The 16802-nt window shown below is 44.3% G+C and carries 9 protein-coding genes and 1 tRNA gene; all 10 read right to left on the bottom strand.

Translation table 11 applies throughout. The annotated features are described in order from the left end of the window. Window positions 1-26: 26 nt before the first annotated feature. The 10 genes from CSHOW_RS02670 to CSHOW_RS02625 all read right to left on the bottom strand — a co-directional run bounded on the left by CSHOW_RS02670 (window position 27) and on the right by CSHOW_RS02625 (window position 16800). Entirely contained in the window at window positions 27-1952 is a 1926-nt protein-coding gene (locus CSHOW_RS02670) for an EAL domain-containing protein (protein ID WP_002948218.1), read from the bottom strand. A 68-nt stretch (window positions 1953-2020) separates the two neighbouring features. Then, entirely contained in the window at window positions 2021-2614 is a 594-nt protein-coding gene (locus CSHOW_RS02665; RefSeq protein ID WP_002948217.1) for a LysE family transporter, read from the bottom strand. Between the two features lie 520 nt (window positions 2615-3134). Continuing rightward, complete coding sequence (locus CSHOW_RS02660) at window positions 3135-5297, bottom strand: endonuclease MutS2 (RefSeq protein ID WP_050770751.1); 2163 nt, start codon at window positions 5295-5297, stop codon at window positions 3135-3137. A gap of 192 nt (window positions 5298-5489) precedes the next feature. Continuing rightward, a complete protein-coding gene (locus CSHOW_RS02655) occupies window positions 5490-5837 on the bottom strand; it encodes a hypothetical protein (protein WP_002948215.1) in 348 nt (115 codons plus the stop codon). Further along, window positions 5834-7123: a UDP-N-acetylmuramate--L-alanine ligase gene (gene murC, locus CSHOW_RS02650; RefSeq protein WP_039895214.1), complete on the bottom strand. Its 1290-nt coding sequence runs from the start codon at window positions 7121-7123 to the stop codon at window positions 5834-5836. The genes CSHOW_RS02655 and murC overlap by 4 nt, the downstream gene beginning before the upstream one ends. 542 nt (window positions 7124-7665) lie before the next feature. Continuing rightward, the gene (locus tag CSHOW_RS02645; RefSeq protein WP_002948212.1) at window positions 7666-8025 is read right to left on the bottom strand and encodes an MmcQ/YjbR family DNA-binding protein; all 360 of its coding nucleotides are present in this window, start codon (window positions 8023-8025) and stop codon (window positions 7666-7668) included. After that, window positions 8022-8624, bottom strand: a complete 603-nt coding sequence (locus CSHOW_RS02640) for a DNA-3-methyladenine glycosylase I (RefSeq protein WP_002948210.1) — start codon at window positions 8622-8624, stop codon at window positions 8022-8024. The genes CSHOW_RS02645 and CSHOW_RS02640 overlap by 4 nt, the downstream gene beginning before the upstream one ends. Window positions 8625-8952: 328 nt before the next feature. Continuing rightward, window positions 8953-10509: a flavocytochrome c gene (locus CSHOW_RS02635; protein ID WP_002948649.1), complete on the bottom strand. Its 1557-nt coding sequence runs from the start codon at window positions 10507-10509 to the stop codon at window positions 8953-8955. 378 nt (window positions 10510-10887) lie between these two features. Continuing rightward, window positions 10888-16311: a DUF4214 domain-containing protein gene (locus CSHOW_RS02630; RefSeq protein ID WP_002947584.1), complete on the bottom strand. Its 5424-nt coding sequence runs from the start codon at window positions 16309-16311 to the stop codon at window positions 10888-10890. A gap of 415 nt (window positions 16312-16726) precedes the next feature. Continuing rightward, window positions 16727-16800 (bottom strand) — tRNA-Arg (locus CSHOW_RS02625). Between the last annotated feature and the right edge of the window lie 2 nt (window positions 16801-16802).

Raw genomic sequence — 16802 nt, 5'->3', positions numbered from 1 at the left:
CAGCAAAATAGCGTCGCAGTTAAATTTTAATCCTCATAAAGGCTATCTCTAGGCTCGCCCAGATAAAAACCCTGAAACTCGTCCACGCCAAGCTCTACGCATGCATCAAACACCTCTTTTGAGCGGACAAATTCGGCTATTACCGTGATATCAAGCTTTTTAGCAAAGGCGATGATCGCGCCTGCTATAGCGCGAGAGTCCTCGCTCGTGTCGATATTTTTTATGATGGAGCCGTCGATTTTTATGCAGTCGGGCTTTAGTTTCAGGATGTAAGAGAAGTTACTATAGCCAGAGCCAAAGTCGTCTATAGCGATCTTGACGCCCATCCTGCGCACGCGCTCGATAAATGTTCCTATACGCTCGATATTTTCGACGTTTTCATCCTCTAGTATTTCAAATATCACGCGTCCGGCAACTTTGTATTTATTTAATTTTTCGATGATAAACACGCTTACGTCGCCGTCGGTCATATCGCGCCCGGATAAATTTACAGAGATTACGGCGTCGGGCCTATCGGCGATTAGTTTAAAGCTTTTTTCGATCAACATTTTTTCGATATCGGTATAGCGTTTGATGCGCTTTGAAACCTCCAAAAAGACGCTTGGAGAGATGATTTCGTTACTGTTTTGGATGCGGATTAGAGTTTCGTGCTTTACGATTTGCTTTTCTTTATTAAATATCGGTTGATAAAACGGCACGATCCTATCGTTTATGATAGCGTTTCGTATCATATTTGAGCGAGTGATTTGCTCGGCGTATTGCGGCGTATCGTCGATGTTTTTAAAGTAGCAAAAATAGTCCTTTCCGCTTTGTTTAGCAAACTCAAGCGCCACCATCGCCTTTTTAAACGTATCGGTCTCATCAAGCGCAAAGCCCACCGTGCAGTGTATCTCTATCTCGCTTTGCTCGCCGTCAAGTGCGGTGATATCGACGACTAGACCTTTGATATTATCCAAAAGCTCGGTAGCTAAATCCTCATACCTATCGATAAAAAACGCCGCATCCTCGATAAACGCAAACTGATCCGGCCCCACTCGGTAAACCGTCATATTATTATCATCTGCGAATTTTTGCGAAATTTGCGTCATTCGTACTAAAATTCTGTCGCAAACTGCAGTGCCGAAGTAGTTATTCATTTTTCTAAATTCGTCGATATCCACAATGATGATTTTAGGGCTTTTCATCGCCTCCAGATCACGCTCCAGAGCTGTTTTATTAGGCAAACCCGTAAGAGAATCTCTATAAAGCCGCTTTTGCATCTCGGCATTATTGGCTACGAGCTTGGCATTAGTTTTCATTAGGGAGACTTGATTATTTCTTATACTTCTATAAAAAAGCAAATATTGAAAAATACAAATAAGCACCATTACGCTCGTTACGATAAATGTATTTTTCATATTCACGACAAACCACTGCGCAAAAAGCGGATCGTCAAAACCGGAAATTTTAACGCCTTGAACCATATTGTAGCCTATTATTGCGCCGTCTATATTTTTAAAATAGCAGATCTCGGCTTTATTGTCTGGGATTAGTTTTATACTTTTATAGGCTCCGTTGCGAGCCAACTCTGCATGCGCATTGGCGTCCATACCGCAAAATTTATAGGGTAAATTTTCCCCGATTAAGCTTGGTTGTTGCGAGCTAGCCAGGATGATGAGCTCGTTTTTTTCGCCTGTTTGCTTCACCATCCACGACGGGATAGACTTTGCTAATTCGCTATACCTTTGAAACTCCTCTACATCGCGCTTTGCCACGTCTTTATAAATCATTTGCAATATGTTCATATAAGACTCTACCTTACTCTGTATATCGACGTTTGAGATATAGTTGGAGGAGTCTTGTAGTTTTTTATAAAATATAAAACCCATAGCCAGACACGAGCAGATCACGAGTACGGCGATCGGCAGGACGATAAACTGCGTCATCGATTTTTTAAAATCTAAATTTTGCATTAAACTTCTTTAAAAAAATTACTCTCATTTTATCATTATTTACTTAAGTTAATTATAAAAGCTAAATTTTATAAAAATAGTTTATAAAGTAAAAAGAAAGCAAACCCCAGCAAAATGACCGCACATACGTAGTTTAGCCATTTTGCGATGTTTTGCGAGATAAATTTGGCGCTTTTATGCACAGCAAACGGCATAGAAACGATCCAGATAAATATCGCCGCTACTAGCCCCGCCACGACCGCGCCCGCGTTTTCAAAACTTTTAGCAAAGCCGGCCACGCTTAGCCAAAATCCGACGGTGTACGGGTTTGCAAGCGTGACGAAAAGGCCTTTTGCGTAGTTTTTGCCAAATTTGGCCTCGGCGTCTAGCGTGTCCGCCGTTATAGGTTTGTTTGCGTTTTTAAATATGGCGTAGGAGATGTAGACTAGATAACAAAATCCAAAAATCCCGATGATTTTTTCTACCGTTTCGCCCTGCAAATACTCAAGCACGCCAAACGCCAAAAGCAGCAGATACGCCGCGTCCGCGCTCATGGCGCCAAGCCCGATGGCAAACGCCGACCAAAACGACCTTACCGCAGCACTCATTATCATCACGTTTACGGGCCCTAGCGGTACAGCCGCGCTAAAACCCAGCAGCAATCCCTGCAAAAACGCGTTCATTTTCGTCCTTTTTCATTTTTGTATTTTGGATTTTACCTAAATTTGAGAGATTTTGAGGTCGTTAAATTTGAACAAAACACGCAAATTTAAATTTAGAATTTGGAAAATTTACTCACCGAGACCCGCACCTTTAAGGCGTCAAATTTGGTTTGGTTAAATTTAGCGTTGTGCATTAAAATTAATCTTTCTTGTTAAGGGGGAAGGGGCTTAAATTACGCTCTGCTTTGCAGTTGCGAAGCGTAGCTGAAGCAAAAGAGCTCCCTTCCCCCGACGTGAGAAGTTGCTGCGCTATGCGCAGATTTAGATTTGACGCTATCGCGTCGCAAGTTTAATATTTAGCATTTTCGCGGTGCGGGTCTCGGTGGGTAAAATTTGAACATAAGACGATAAGGCGAAGTATTTTTTCTTTAGACGAGGCGGAAAACGACGGAGGCAAGGGAGCGGACTAGTCGTCCGTGACCGAAGCCGACCGAGTTTCCAACGAAGTATAAAGAAAAAAGACAAGCCGCAGCAAGGCAAATTAAAGCCTTACTATCTGCGCTCCAAATCCCCCCTGCCCCGCCGGCGCGTCGAAAAACTCCTTCACGCTCGGATGTTCGCGCAAGAAATTTTTGACCGCGTAGGCGAGCTTGCCCGTGCCGATGCCGTGATACACCTGCACCTCGTCAAAGCCCATCACCAGACTATCTGAGATAAATTTATCCAGCTTTTGCACCGCCTCGTCCGCGCGCAGACCGTGTAGATCGAGCGTGACGCTGGCGTTTTGCGGCTTTTGCACGCTTAGATTTATGCCCGATTTTTTCGCGGGCGCCGGCGTTTCGCCGCTGATTTTTAGCTGATTTATCGGCACGCGCATGCTCACGTTGTCGGTTTGTATCACGGCGTCGTTTTTACTTAGGCTTGCGACGACGCCCTTTATCTTGCCGTATTTGACGCGGTCGCCAACTTTTAGCTCGGGCGGAGCGGAGATTTCTGGCTTTTGCACGGCGCGTTTGGCCTCGTTTGCGCGGTTTAGGGCGCGCTGTTTTTCTTTTGTGTCATCTAAATTTATCGCACGTCTAGCCTCGTTTATCGCCTTAAAATATTCCCGCTCTAGCCGGATTATAACCTCGTGCTGCTCGGCCTCGGCCCTCTCTTTTTGTTCTTTTAAATTTTCGATTAGCGAGTCTAGCTTTTGCTCTTTTTTCTCGGCGCTTTCGAGCTTTTCTTTGAGCTGCACCTCTAAATTTAACGTCTTTGTGATGATTTCGTTTAGATTTTCTTTGTCCTCGCCGTAGATTTTTTTCGCCTGCGCGACCAAATTTGCCGCGATGCCGTATCTAGCCGCAGTCTCAAAGGCATAGGACTTGCCGATCGTACCCTTTAAAAACTCAAATTTAGGCCGCGAGTTTTCCTCGTCGTATAGCGCGGCGACCAGCTCAACGTCGGGGTTTTTAGCTAGCAGCATAGCAAGGCGCTTGTGGTGGGTGGTGATGATCATTTTGATATCCTGACTCATCAGCCGCTCGATCATCACGCCATACAGGCTCGCCGCCTCCTCAAAGTCCGTTCCCAGCTCGATCTCATCGACTCCGATGAGCAGATTTTTCTTCGTAAAAAGCTTAGAAAAATGCACCATACGGCCGGCAAAAGTCGAGATGTCGTTTTTCACGTTTTGCGGATCTTCGATGATAGCGTCAAATTCTTTGAAATTTCCGATCTGCGAATTTTGCGCGTTTATGCGCATCGGCAGTAGGTATTTAGCTAGAAAGGCTGCGGCTATCAGCGATTTTAAAAGCATCGATTTACCGCCTGCATTTACGCCGGTTATCAGCAGCACCTTTTTGCTAAAGTCGATGCTGATGCTTTTTGGATTTTTTAGCGCTGGGTGGGCGAAATTTGCCAGCTTTAAATTTGACCCGCCGCTTGGTAGCACGAACTCAAAATCTGCACTTTTAGCCGTAAAAACCCGCGCACAGTAGGCGTCAAATACGTCAAACGCGCCGTTTATAAATTTTAAAAACGGCAAGGCCTTGTGCATCGCGGAGCTAAAAATTTTGCAGTGCTCATAGACGATTTCCTCTTTTTTATCCAGCAGCTCGCTTTGCTCTTTTTTGAGTTTTTGGATGTTTTCGGGCGCGACGTAGAAGTATCCGCCCGAGCTTCTAGCCACGACCGTGCCCTTTAGCACGTGGTTAAACCCGCCACGCACGAGCAGCGCCTCGACGGAGCTGATGTAGTGCACCTGCGTATCGACGAGGTAGGGCGCGACGCTTTTTGAGTAGATGAGACGGCGCAGATCGGCGTCTATTTGCGCTCTTTTGGCGCTAAAAGCGTCTCTGATACCACTCAGGCGCTCGTCCACTTCGTCTTTTAGCTCACCGTTTTTGTCAAATGAGTTTGCGAGCTTTAACATCGGCTGCGGGATCTCGATTTTAGCGAGCCACTCGCCTAGTTTGCCTTCAAATTTGAGCGTTTTTAGATAGGTAAAGTAGCCGATTATCTTAGCAAACTCAAAAATCTCGCTCACGTGCAGCGTGGCTTGTTTGCTCAGGCGCATAAGCGCGTCGTCTAGGTTTTGAGCCGGTGCGGGCGGATCAAACTGCTTTTGCGAGAGTTCTAAAATTTTTTCATAATGCAACCTGCTGTCACCCGCCATAAAAAGCGGCTTTGGGCGCGCTAGAAAGGAGTTAAACCGCTCCATATAGCCTTGCAGGTCTAAAATTTTTATAAGCCGCTCAAAGCCTTCCGCGTTTGTAAATTCTTTTTGCTCTCGGTGCGCCGCGGCGTCTGAAATATCGCCATTCCTTTGCTCGCGATAGACGTTATTTTCTCGCCCGTTTGCCTGCAAAACGCCGCCTCGGGTCAAATTTTGATTATCTTTAAAATTTCGCAATTATTTGCCTTTAAATTCGCAACCATCAAGCGCGATCTTGACGCTGTTTAGCTCCTTTGCCGCGCGTTTTGCGATGAAAGAGGATGTGCCGAACTCATAGTTAAATTTAGTGTTATTAACGTCGAAATTTCCGCATTTTAGGGTTTTGCCTTGATTAAAAAGCGCGACTAGCTCCAGCCTTTTGCCCTGCTCGCTTTCTAGCCTGGTCTCGTAAAAGTACAGCGCCGCCGCGACAAAAATAACCGAAAAAGTGATGATAAATTTCGCCTTTTTACTTAGCTTCTCGTCGCTCACGCTAAATATCGCGATCGCGGCAAGCACGCCTAAAAGTACGATTATGACCCTCATACGTCGCCTCGCAGCTGATATGTGATGTCGCCGGCACCAAAGCCGATCACCAAGCCGTCATCAAGCAAATTTTTCACGCCAAATTCGTCCGTAAAGACGATCCCCTCGCCCTCGCGCGCGACTTTTTGCGTCATCACTGGGTTGTAGCGCTTAAACTCCTCTTTTAAATTTATATCTATGGACGCCTCGCCCGCTGCGTAAACAGGCAAGATAACAAGCTCGTCTATGCCCTCGAAGCACTCCTTAAAGGCCTGTAAATTTGCGCTCAGACGCGTAAATCTGTGCGGCTGAAAGATCGCCGTGATCTTGGTGATACCTAACAACTTAGCGTATTCAAAGACCGATTGCAAAGTGGCCTTGATCTCGGTCGGATGGTGCGCATAGTCGTCGATGAGTACGAATTTTCGGCTTGCGGTTAGGATATCAAAGCGCTTTTTGATGCCTTTAAAATTTAGCAAATTTTGCCTAATTTGCGCGAGAGACGTTTCATTTAGCGCGGCCAAGATCGCAAGAGAGGCGTCCACGGCGATATGCTCGCCCATGCCCAGCACTTCAAATTTGCCTAGATTTTTTAGATTAAACGCGGTATAAGGCACGAAATCGCGCACGATCATGCTAAGCTCGGTGATATCGGTGCTCGGATAAAGGCGTACGGCGTCGAGCTTTAGCGTGCCCAAAAACTCGTCCTCGGCGTTTATCACGCGCACCTTGGCTCGCTCTAAAAATCCGCGATACGCCGCGTGAAATTTCTCTAAATCATAGCCGTAGTGCTCCATGTGCTCGGGCTCGGCGTTGGTCACGACGGCTAGATACGGGTTTGAGTTGAGAAAACTACTATCGCTCTCGTCGGCCTCGAAAATAACGTTGTCGCAGGGCTCGTATTTCATATTTGAGCCAAACTGCTTAGCTATCGCGCCGATGATGACCGAGCCCTCCACGAGGCTAGAGAGCATCGCCGAGGTCGTGCTTTTGCCGTGCGCGCCCGCTACCGAAAACACGCGCTTGCCCTCTAGTACCATCGGTAGCGCCTCTTTGCGCGATAGGCAGTGCAATCCTTTGCTGCGCGCTTCGACAAGCTCGATGTTATCGGGCTTTATCGCGGCAGAGTAAATGACAAAGTCCTGATCCTTGATCGCGGCCTTACTATGCGGCGTGATGACGTCGATACCCTGCGCAGCTAGCTCGCGCGTGGTCGGGCTTTCTTTGATGTCGCTACCGCTGATTATGAAGCCCTTTTCGTGCAAAAAACGCGCGATCGCCGAGATGCCGATACCGCCGATACCGATGAAATGGACTTTTTTGCGCTCGAAATTTTGCTCCTTTGCGCGCTCTCTTTCGTCGGCATGGGTCGCTTGTGCGTTTAAATTTGACTGCGTTAAATTTAAGCGACCGAAATTTGACGCGCCGCCCGCCTCTAACGTGCGGTGAAGCCCGCTTTCTTGGTTAAAATTTCCTTGTTTTAAGTTTTCCACTCGTTTTCCTTGCTGGTTCCTAAAATACCAAATCCCGCGCCCAAGTCTGCGGCTTTAGGCTTATTTTACCCGCAAACGGCATATCTTTTAGCGCCTCGCCGCTTGCCGTTACGCTTAAAGTTCGCGTGATTTTTCTTTAAATTTATTAGCCCGATTTTAGCGAAAATGAAATATCAAGACGCTGAAAAGGCGAAATTTACGCGAGTTAGCCGTTTAAAATCGGCAAGGCACTAACCGCCCGAATTCGGCGCAAAGAGTTTGCGTTAAATTTAGCTCCAAATTTAGCCGCTCTCTAGCAAGCCGGGTTCGCCAAAATCAGAAAAAGCGCTTAGCTAAAACGGGCTCTTTTAGGCATTTTACCGCGTCAGCTCAAAGCTAAGATCTATCAGATCCTCCACCTGCCCTGGCGCGATTTTGGAGCTTAAATTTACGCTGATCCAGTGCTTTTTATTCATATGATAGGCGGGCAAAATTTGATCGCCATCGCGCAAAATCGCCGCGAGATCGGGCTTGCATTTTAGATTTAGTATTTCTAGCTCATGAGCACTTTTAAGTCCTAGTTTGCCACCGTCCACGCGCATAAAAACGGCGAACCATTTTCGGTTTTTCGCGTGGCGAAACACGGCAAACTCGGGATGCTTGTCAAATATCCGCTCGCCCTGAGAGCCGAATTTCTCCTCGATGTAGCTAAAAACTCGCTTCCGCACAGGCATCATCTGCATCCTTTGCAAAAGCAAGCGTCCAGATGATCGTCCACTACGCCCGCGCTTTGCAAAAACGCATAGGCACTCGTGGGTCCCAGAAATTTAAATCCGCGCTTTTTCATATCTTTTGCGATAAACTCTGCAAGCGGCGTGGTAGCAGGGATCTGCTTTAGGCTTTCGTAGTGATTTACGATGGGCTTGCCGTCAAATTTGGGATCAAATTTAGGCAAAAGATAGCCCCAAAGATAGTCGTAAAAGCTGCCAAACTCGCTTACGACGGCAAGGAATGCGCGGGCGTTTGCGGCGAGCGAGTTTAGCTTTAGGCGGTTTCTGATGAGTGCTGGATTTTGCATAAATTTTGCCGTCTGCTCCTCGCCGTAGAGCGAAATTTTGCGTGCGTCAAATCCATCAAATGCCACTCGCATCGCCTCGCGCTTAAGCAGCACGGCATGCCACGAGATGCCTGCTTGAAAGCCCTCAAGCACGATGAGCTCGAAAAATTTCGCATCGTCCTTTACTAGCCTGCCCCACTCCTCATCGTGATATACGCGCTCTAGCTCGCTTTTCTCTGCCCAGTCGCAGCGGATTTTAGGTTTTTGAGTATTTTGCAAATTTAGCTCCTGGCTTTGATAAAATTTGAGAGATTGTAGCGAAATTTGGGTTAAGAAAGATGATGTAGAATCAAATTTTACACAGCAAAATTTGATTTTGAAATTTGGTAAATTTTATGTTTTAAATTTAAAAGTATCGCAGGCTAAATTTGACCTGCGATACGAAATAAGATTTGCAAGTATTTCGAGGCGATTTTTGGGGTTGCGCGGCTAAAATTTTGCGCAGGCTAGACTTCTGCTTGCAGTTGCGAGCAGCGCGAAGCAAAAATTAGTCTGCCAAGCAAAATTTTAGCAAGCTCCACAAAAAGCGTCCAAAAGACGCCTCAAATTAGCCTATATTCTCACCGGCTATCATACCAAACGTTAAGCAGTCAGCAATCGCTACGCTACCTAAGCGGCTAGCTCCGTGTACGCCGCCCGTGATCTCGCCTGCGGCAAATAATCTTGGGATCGGCATCTCGGTTTGCAATGAGATAACCTGAGCTTTGGTATTGATATCGATACCGCCCATAGTGTGGTGAAGTTTTGGCGTACCGCGCATAGCGTAGAAAGGTGGTTTAGAGATATCTACGCCGTTTGTAGTGGTTTTATCCATAGGTTTGCCAAAGTCTTCGTCTTTGCCTGATTTAACGAAGCTGTTATATCTCTCGACCGTCTTTTTTAGCTCGTCAGCAGGGATTTTATAAGCCGCAGCCAGTTCGTCTAGGGTCTCAAATTTCTTTAGTACGCCGGATTCCAGCGGTTTAGTGTAGTGTTCAGGTATGACCATATTTTTTACGCCCTCAGAGTCGCAGAAGTTGATAGGATAGATATCCGCTTTTGCGTCGATTACTTTAAACATAGCTTGAGAGCGGGTGCGGCGGTCCGCTAGCTCGTTCATATAGCGTTTGCCGGTTCTTGGATCTACTGAAATTCCGTAGCGGAAACTTCCGTTTACGTTAAACATAGAGCCTACGCCAAAGCCTTTTTCATCAGGGCATGCCCATGGACCAAACTGTATCCAGCTTAGCTGCACTGGAGTTGCGCCGATTCTAAACGCCTCTTTCATAGCGCCTGCTGTTGCGCCAGGGTGGTTGGTGCTATCCGTAGTAGGTAGGATAGATGGGTCTTGAACCTGTCTAAAGAATACGTCGCGGCAAAATCCTCCCGCAGCCAGTACTACGCCTTTTTTAGCTTTTATAGTCTTTTTAGTTCCGGTAGTGTTTTCAGCGTCGTCTTTTTGGCTCTTTGGATCAAATTTATAATCCTCTCTGATGATCACGCCGTCTACGCCGCCATCTTCGCCTAGGACGAATTCGTCAAATTTAGCTCTTTGTCTTAGCTCGCAGCCTTGTAGATTTTTAAAGTATTCTACCATCGGCTGAACGATACCTGAGCCTGAACCGTTAGCGGTTTGAAGCGATCTAGGTACGCTGTGTCCGCCTGCGTGAGTAACTTTATCTATGTATTTAGCGCCGCATTTTAGAGTTAGTTTATATGCGTCTTGCGCGCGAGTAGCGATGGTGTCGATGAGATCTACGTGGTTTAGTCCGCGGCCGGCTTTTAGGCAGTCTTTGATAAATAGCTCGTTGCTATCTTTGATGCCTTCGGCTTTTTGTTTATCGCTGTTTGGAACGGCAAATATTCCGCCGTTAATAACGGAGTTACCGCCTACGCGTCCCATCTTTTCTAGGATTAGGACTTTATTGCCCTTTTCGGCTGCGGTGATACCGGCTGCTAGTCCTGCAAAACCGGAACCGACGATTACTACGTCCCACTCTTCGTCGAATTTGACGTCTTTAGCGTTAACCGCAGCTTGCGCATTTACTCCGCCTAGAGCTAAAGCTCCGGCACCTACCATACTTAACTTAACAAAATCTCTTCTTGAAACGTTTGAGTTTTTCATAGCTTCTCCTTTAAATTTATGTTAGCTATCTACTTGTAAATCTTTAATTTACGACTCTACTCTAAATACCTTTATTACTTTTGGCGTCTTTTGGGCGTCCTCCTTAGATTAAATTTATTTTAGCTAGTGTTATTATAGGACTTAACTTTAAAGAATAAGCTTAAATGAAGGTGTAATTTGCAATTTATTAGTAATATTTAAAGATTTATTTAGCCTAAAGACGTGATTATATCGGGGTAGGGGTGGAATGAAAATAAAATCAAATTTGGTGTGGTTGGGTTTGGGCGGATTAAGGGCTATAAAATAAAAAACTACTAAAAATAATACGAAGATAAAGTCAGATAAAAAATCAGGCGGCATAAGCCGCCTGAGAGAAGATTAAGCCTGATCGAGACTATCGATAGTGATAGTACCTTTTTCAGGATCAACGGTGTATTTTAGGTTTTCTAGGTTTACACCGGCAAGTCTTACGATAGTGTCTTCAGTACCTATCGAATTGGTAGTGCCTGCAGCTACAGCTTTTTTATCATAAACTAGGTATGTATCGCCCTTCCAAGAGAACGCATATAGTCTATCGTTGTGAGCGTCGTAATATCCGTTATCGCCGCCACCCCAGTTGATGTGTCTTACATAGCCGCTTACAGTTTGACCCCACGTAGTAGCGCCGTCTGCATCGCTATAGTAAGTCGCGCTAAATCTAAGACCGTCGTCTCTAACTTGAGTAGTATCATTCCATAGTCTATTGTGAGCTATGGCGTGATTTACCGCTTGGACTAGAGTATCTAGGCCGGCAACCGTACTCAAATCGGTAAGTTTAGAGTTTACGGTTAGTTTTACGATATTGTGCGCATCGTATATAGACTTATCGCTACTGCTGATATTGCTTATATACTTATCGCTTGTATTGGACGTCTCTATGACGACGGCTTTTCTTAGGTTTGTAGCAGTAGGCGCCGTTGCGGCAGGTCCTATTTGTCCCGCTACGCCTGAGCCTTGTATGATTACGTTGCCGTGGGCCGAGATAGGCGTACCGCCAAGAACCGCGCCGGCAGTACCGTGAACACCGTGAGCATCGGTGTATTCGTTAGAATATAGCACGCCGTTCACGATAGTGTGTTGGTTTTGCCCTGCGCCAAGCTCGTAAAATTTACCGTCTGTATTTAAACGCCAAGTGGCTGCAGGTACCGAAGCAGTAGGGTCGGACGCAATGTTGCCAGTATGGTTATGATACTGAGCCGTAGTGCCATCGACTTTCGTAACGGTCCAATCAACCCATGTTGTGCCGGTTGGAGGAGTACCGCTAGAGTGACCTGAGATCCAATTGCTCGGAACACTATTATAGCTAACGCCCGTTAAACTTACGCCAGTGCTCTTAGTAGTAGACAAGTCAGCCGTAATAGGAGCGGAACCAGTCTCTACAAACGGTTTTGTAGCGCCGTTTAGGAATGTTTCAGTAGCATACTGACCGTCCGCATTTTTTCCGCCCACGGAGATATTTTGGCTACCGCTCGCTACGATAGTTTTGTCATTTGTAGCGGTACCTGTCTGCCATGCGAGGTCGCCGTATTTAGCAGTATACTCATATCTGTCACCGCCGGCATGACCGTCTGTACCGGATTGAGATACTACGCCTTTTTCTACGCCAGGGAGTATAGTAGGTTTAGTGTTTGTAGAGTATTCATAACCGGTTACTTTACTACTTGGAGGGGTTGTAGACGTATCGTTTTGTCCGTTTACGGTACTACCGGTGATATCTACAGGTTTATCGTAGACAGGAGTTACATGTTGGACGTCTTTAGCTAGTTTGTTATTAGCAACCTCGGTATGGAAATATCTACCGTTTGTAGCCGGGTTATTGTCGCCTGTAGTTCCAGGGTGGTTATAGTCATAGAATTTTACCTTGATATCCGTGGCGTTTCTAGTATGGAACTGCGAATTTGTATAAACAGCATCTTTGTTGTCGCCGGTAGGGTCTTTAGGATCATAGCCGTGCGCAAACCAGTCGGCAAGTTTGATTCTATCGCCAGCCTCAATATTTTTGATAGTTACGATTTTACTTACGCTAGCATCGGTTTTTGCTCTACTTACGTCAAACAGATCGCGTCCTTTGCCGCCGTCGATGATGATCTCGGTGTTTGTCGCCAAAGTACCTACGTGGATGATGTCGTCTCCGTCGCCTAGATCTACGTTTAGCTTACCGGTACCGTTATTTGCAGCCATATCGTTAGCTAGCAATACCACGTCGTTACCTTGAGTACCCTTGATCTCCTTAAGTTTCTCGTGAGCATTTGTGCCTAGGTCACTCTTTTCTCTTACTAGTTCAGTAGACGGTCTTGTTAAGTTTGTAGTTGTTCCGTCGACATTTTTATGGCTCCACTTAGTACCGTTGAAAGTAGGCACATCGTTACCAGTAACGCCAGCTCTAGTACCAAAATCAGGTAATGTTGAAGTAGCCTTAAAGTTAGCTGTAGACGCGGTGCCGTAGTTGTCTGAAAGAGGATTTTTTAGATTTGAGTTGCCTGCATTGCCGAAACCTTGATTTGCGGTACTATTGTGCCAAGTGCTATAACCTGAATTAGTAGATCCGCTATGGCTCGTCGTATCCGTGCTATAAGGAACGGTAGATAGATTTACCCACGAAGTAGATCCTGCTTTTACTTCGCTTAGATCGATAGTCTCTAGCTTTGAAGTAGTCGCAGTGTTAAATTTAGGATTTACTATAAGGTTTATGTTTTCGCCCTTAGCGACAAATTTTTTAAGGTCGTTAGGAGAAGCCGTACCGTCATCAAATTTGACATAAACATCGGTTTTCTCACCGGTCTGGACGCCGCTTACGTTAAGATTTACGACATCTTGCTTATCTCCAGGATTTGTTCCGGTTCTAGCTCCGCCGAAATTTACTTTAATCGCATTTGGAGTTGAGCCTTGACCGGTATTCCATCTATCGCTAGCTAGTCCGGTGTCTATTTCAGGGCTATAATACGTAGGCCTAGTAAATACAGCTCCTTTGAAATTAACATTTTGTCCAAACAGCTCGCCTATGTTATATGAGCCTGCCATTTGAGACATATCTATCGTATTGTTTATGGTTTTGTCGTTACCGACTTTACCCACCGAATTCGTATACGAAGATGAGCTAGTATACTGTCCGCCGCCGCTTGCAATGCTAACATTGCCTCTTGCATTGCCAGGATTGATCTCTATATCTCTTGCAGCTATATTACCTATCAAAAGATTTGTAATGTTGTTACCGTTTACGCTAAACGTACCTTCGGTAACGATAGAGTTATCAGCTGTTGCGTACTGGAAGTTCCAAGTCGTAGGAGTGGAATCAAAATAGCCCTTCATTGTAGAACCGGTAGTCGGGTTGTTTGCAGCAGTGGTTATATTGTTTATGCCGTTTACCATCTCGACGTTACCGCCAATGTCATTCAAGGTTACAGAAATAGAACCTTTTGTAAATATACCCTTGCTTGCCTTAAATGAATTTAGGTGCTCAGCAGTGATGGCTATAGACTGAGTAGCAGCAGCAGCCGCTGAAGTACCTTTACCGATTATGTTATCCACGAAATAAACATTACCGGTTTTGATATTATTTGAAGCAAGACCTCTAGCGTTGATCTGCTCGATGTCATTAAACTCTCTAGTGCCGTAAGCGTCAAAGTTGTCATCGGTATTAATGTTGAAAGCTTTTAGCTTCTCAAAGAAAGTAGCATCTAGGTTACTTAGAATGCTTGACTTTGAATTTACGGTTAGTTTCTCAAGAGTCTTCGGTGGCAACGGAATAGTAGAAGATAGATCATGAACCGCTATGTTTGTAAGGCTCATGCCCGTAATGTTAGCTACGCTATTACCATATGTACCGATAGAGTTGAAATTTACGGTTATATCTTTAGCTTTTGGAGCTATGATGCCTATACCTTCGTTTGCATGCATTTTGTTTGAGTCTACCCAAGCAGCGGTAGCGCCGGCTCCGCCGATCTTTTGAGCATATACGTTTTTATCTACGTTTACGGTTACTCTTTCGCTCTCGTCAGCAGCTACATAAGCTGTAACCTGGCTGCGAAGTCCAGGAGTAACAGCATTTATGATAGCATTGCCGTTAACGTCTTGAGGGTCGATTGTGTTTGTTATATTGATCTCTTGTAAATAACCGTTTTTAAACTCGACTCTACCGTAAGGGCCAGAGGCTACATCGGTATTTTCCGGATCAGGCTTGTCTACCGTAACGCTTTTTATAGTAGAGTTTGTAACTACTAGGTTGCTCTTTGTTTTTGTGGTGTTAAGAGCCGTTACGTCTGAGCCAGCAAAATCTATACTTGCAGTATCATTTGCCGTACCGGTGTCTACTTTTTGTATATTTACCTTTTCTATGTTGTTTACGGTAAATTTGTTCTCTTTTGCTTTTAATCTTTCGATATTTAACGTATCTTTACCAGCACCGCCGTCTATATCGAAATTTGTTTTATTTGTTGCGTCTACATCTTTAAAGTCAAGCTTTATAGTGTCGTTACCGCTGCCGCCTTTTATAACATTTGTAGCACCGATAGGAGTGTGTTGACTAGGGTTAAACTCATACTCTAAATTGTGAGTAAAAGCAGAAGCATCGACCTTTTCTAAGCGATCGCTTTCCACCATAAGCTTAACATCGGTAGTACCTTTAACAGATATTGTTTTATAGTGGTTTGTATTATCGCCTGATTTTATAAATACAGTACTTTTCTCGCCTTTTGTAGTTATATTCAAATTTTCGATATTCGGGATATCTATACCTGTACCTGCAACGCCGACCACGTTATCTATAGCATTTTTATGCAAATTTACATTATCTAATGTTAAATTTTGCGTATCATTTGTGCCAGCGATAGTTCCGGTGTTATAATTTAATTTAAACGACTCTGTACTGCTTTTTAGATTCTCAATGGTTAAATCGACTAAATTGTGAGGATTTATGAAATTTATACCATTTTGGCTATCTAAACTTACTTTCTTAAGGCCCTCTATATTGCGAGCATTGAAAGTTTTTTGAGTTGTAGCGGTGCTTGTCAAATTTAGGTTATCGATATTTTTGATAAAACCGGTAGTCATACCATTAAAATTATCTTTTACGGTAACATTTAGAGTATTCTCACCTGTACCGCCATCGATTTTATCGGTAGGCTTAAGGGTATTTGTAGCAACGAACGAATCCACAACTGCATTAAAAATATCTTGTCCAACTCCACCGGTAAGATCGTTTGGTTCAGTGGTGAGGGTATGTACCGTAGAAGCAGCAAGGGCATCTATTTTTGCTTTTTGCTCTTCAAAATTGGTATCAGTCGTAGTTTTTATAATTTCCTGAAACGGTTTATAATCATAACTTCCAGAAACACTTGTTTCTATGTTAGCGATTTTTTCAGCCATATAAGCTGAAATAGCCGTCTTGTTTTCGAAAATTTTAGCTGCAACCGGATCTGCCGCTTTAGCTTCAGCAGACTGAGCTACTTCAAATAGTTTTACAAGAGTCTCGCCTCTTGAATGACCTAGCTGAAGGTGCTTAACCCATGCGTTAATACCATCAGGATCTTTTGTGTAATCTTTACCAAGAATGTTTTTATAGATAAGCTCTATATAGTCTTTGTCTTGGTCTATTCTGCCGCCATAGTACTCTATAGCTGCCGGGGATTCTAGCATTAATTGGGCTATCTCGGCCTGTGTTTTGTTGTGGCCGAAATTAATCCATGCCTTGAATCCAGCGCCTTCGGGGGCTCTGTTAAATAACGCCACATAAAGCTGCGCAACCTCTGCTTGTGTTACTGCCATTAAGGACTCCTTTAAAGTTACTTGATGTTTAGTGTTCTATTTTACAGAATACTATCGCCAATTATACCATAATTTTCTAAAAAAGGAGGGAAATGATTTTTTATTTGATTAACTGATGATTGCTGAATAATTATAATTTATGGATTATATTCATAAGATATTTAGCTTATATTATATAATTTATCTGCATTTTCTTACTATTATATATTAGATTGCATTAAGAAATTTGTATCCATATAGCTACGATAACATATCACAAATACTTGTTTCAGAAAATTTAGATAGCTTTTTATTTTTGCAAGCTAAAGAATAGACACGATAGGCATCAAAAAAATAACTAAAAATCTATATTATGTTTAAGAAGCAACAAATACTCAACAAAAAAGTGAGATTGAATTCGTATATTCCAAAAGAATGTCCCCAGCGAGATTCGAACTCACGGCCTCAGAATTAGGAATTCTGCGCTCTATCCAGCTGAGCTATGAGGACAA

Source organism: Campylobacter showae (assembly GCF_004803815.1).
GTDB classification, from domain to species: domain Bacteria; phylum Campylobacterota; class Campylobacteria; order Campylobacterales; family Campylobacteraceae; genus Campylobacter_A; species Campylobacter_A showae.
Note: the sequence above shows the minus strand (reverse complement) of the source record. Positions and strands in the feature narration are given on the sequence as shown.

Bases quoted from the DNA above. Each gene is read 5' to 3' on its own strand.
- CSHOW_RS02670 (WP_002948218.1), bottom strand. From the start codon at position 1,952: ATGCAAAATTTAGATTTTAAAAAATCGATGACGCAGTTTATCGTCCTG.
- CSHOW_RS02665 (WP_002948217.1), bottom strand. From the start codon at position 2,614: ATGAACGCGTTTTTGCAGGGATTGCTGCTGGGTTTTAGCGCGGCTGTA.
- CSHOW_RS02660 (WP_050770751.1), bottom strand. From the start codon at position 5,297: ATGGAGCGGTTTAACTCCTTTCTAGCGCGCCCAAAGCCGCTTTTTATG.
- CSHOW_RS02655 (WP_002948215.1), bottom strand. From the start codon at position 5,837: ATGAGGGTCATAATCGTACTTTTAGGCGTGCTTGCCGCGATCGCGATA.
- CSHOW_RS02645 (WP_002948212.1), bottom strand. From the start codon at position 8,025: ATGATGCCTGTGCGGAAGCGAGTTTTTAGCTACATCGAGGAGAAATTC.
- CSHOW_RS02635 (WP_002948649.1), bottom strand. From the start codon at position 10,509: ATGAAAAACTCAAACGTTTCAAGAAGAGATTTTGTTAAGTTAAGTATG.
- CSHOW_RS02630 (WP_002947584.1), bottom strand. From the start codon at position 16,311: ATGGCAGTAACACAAGCAGAGGTTGCGCAGCTTTATGTGGCGTTATTT.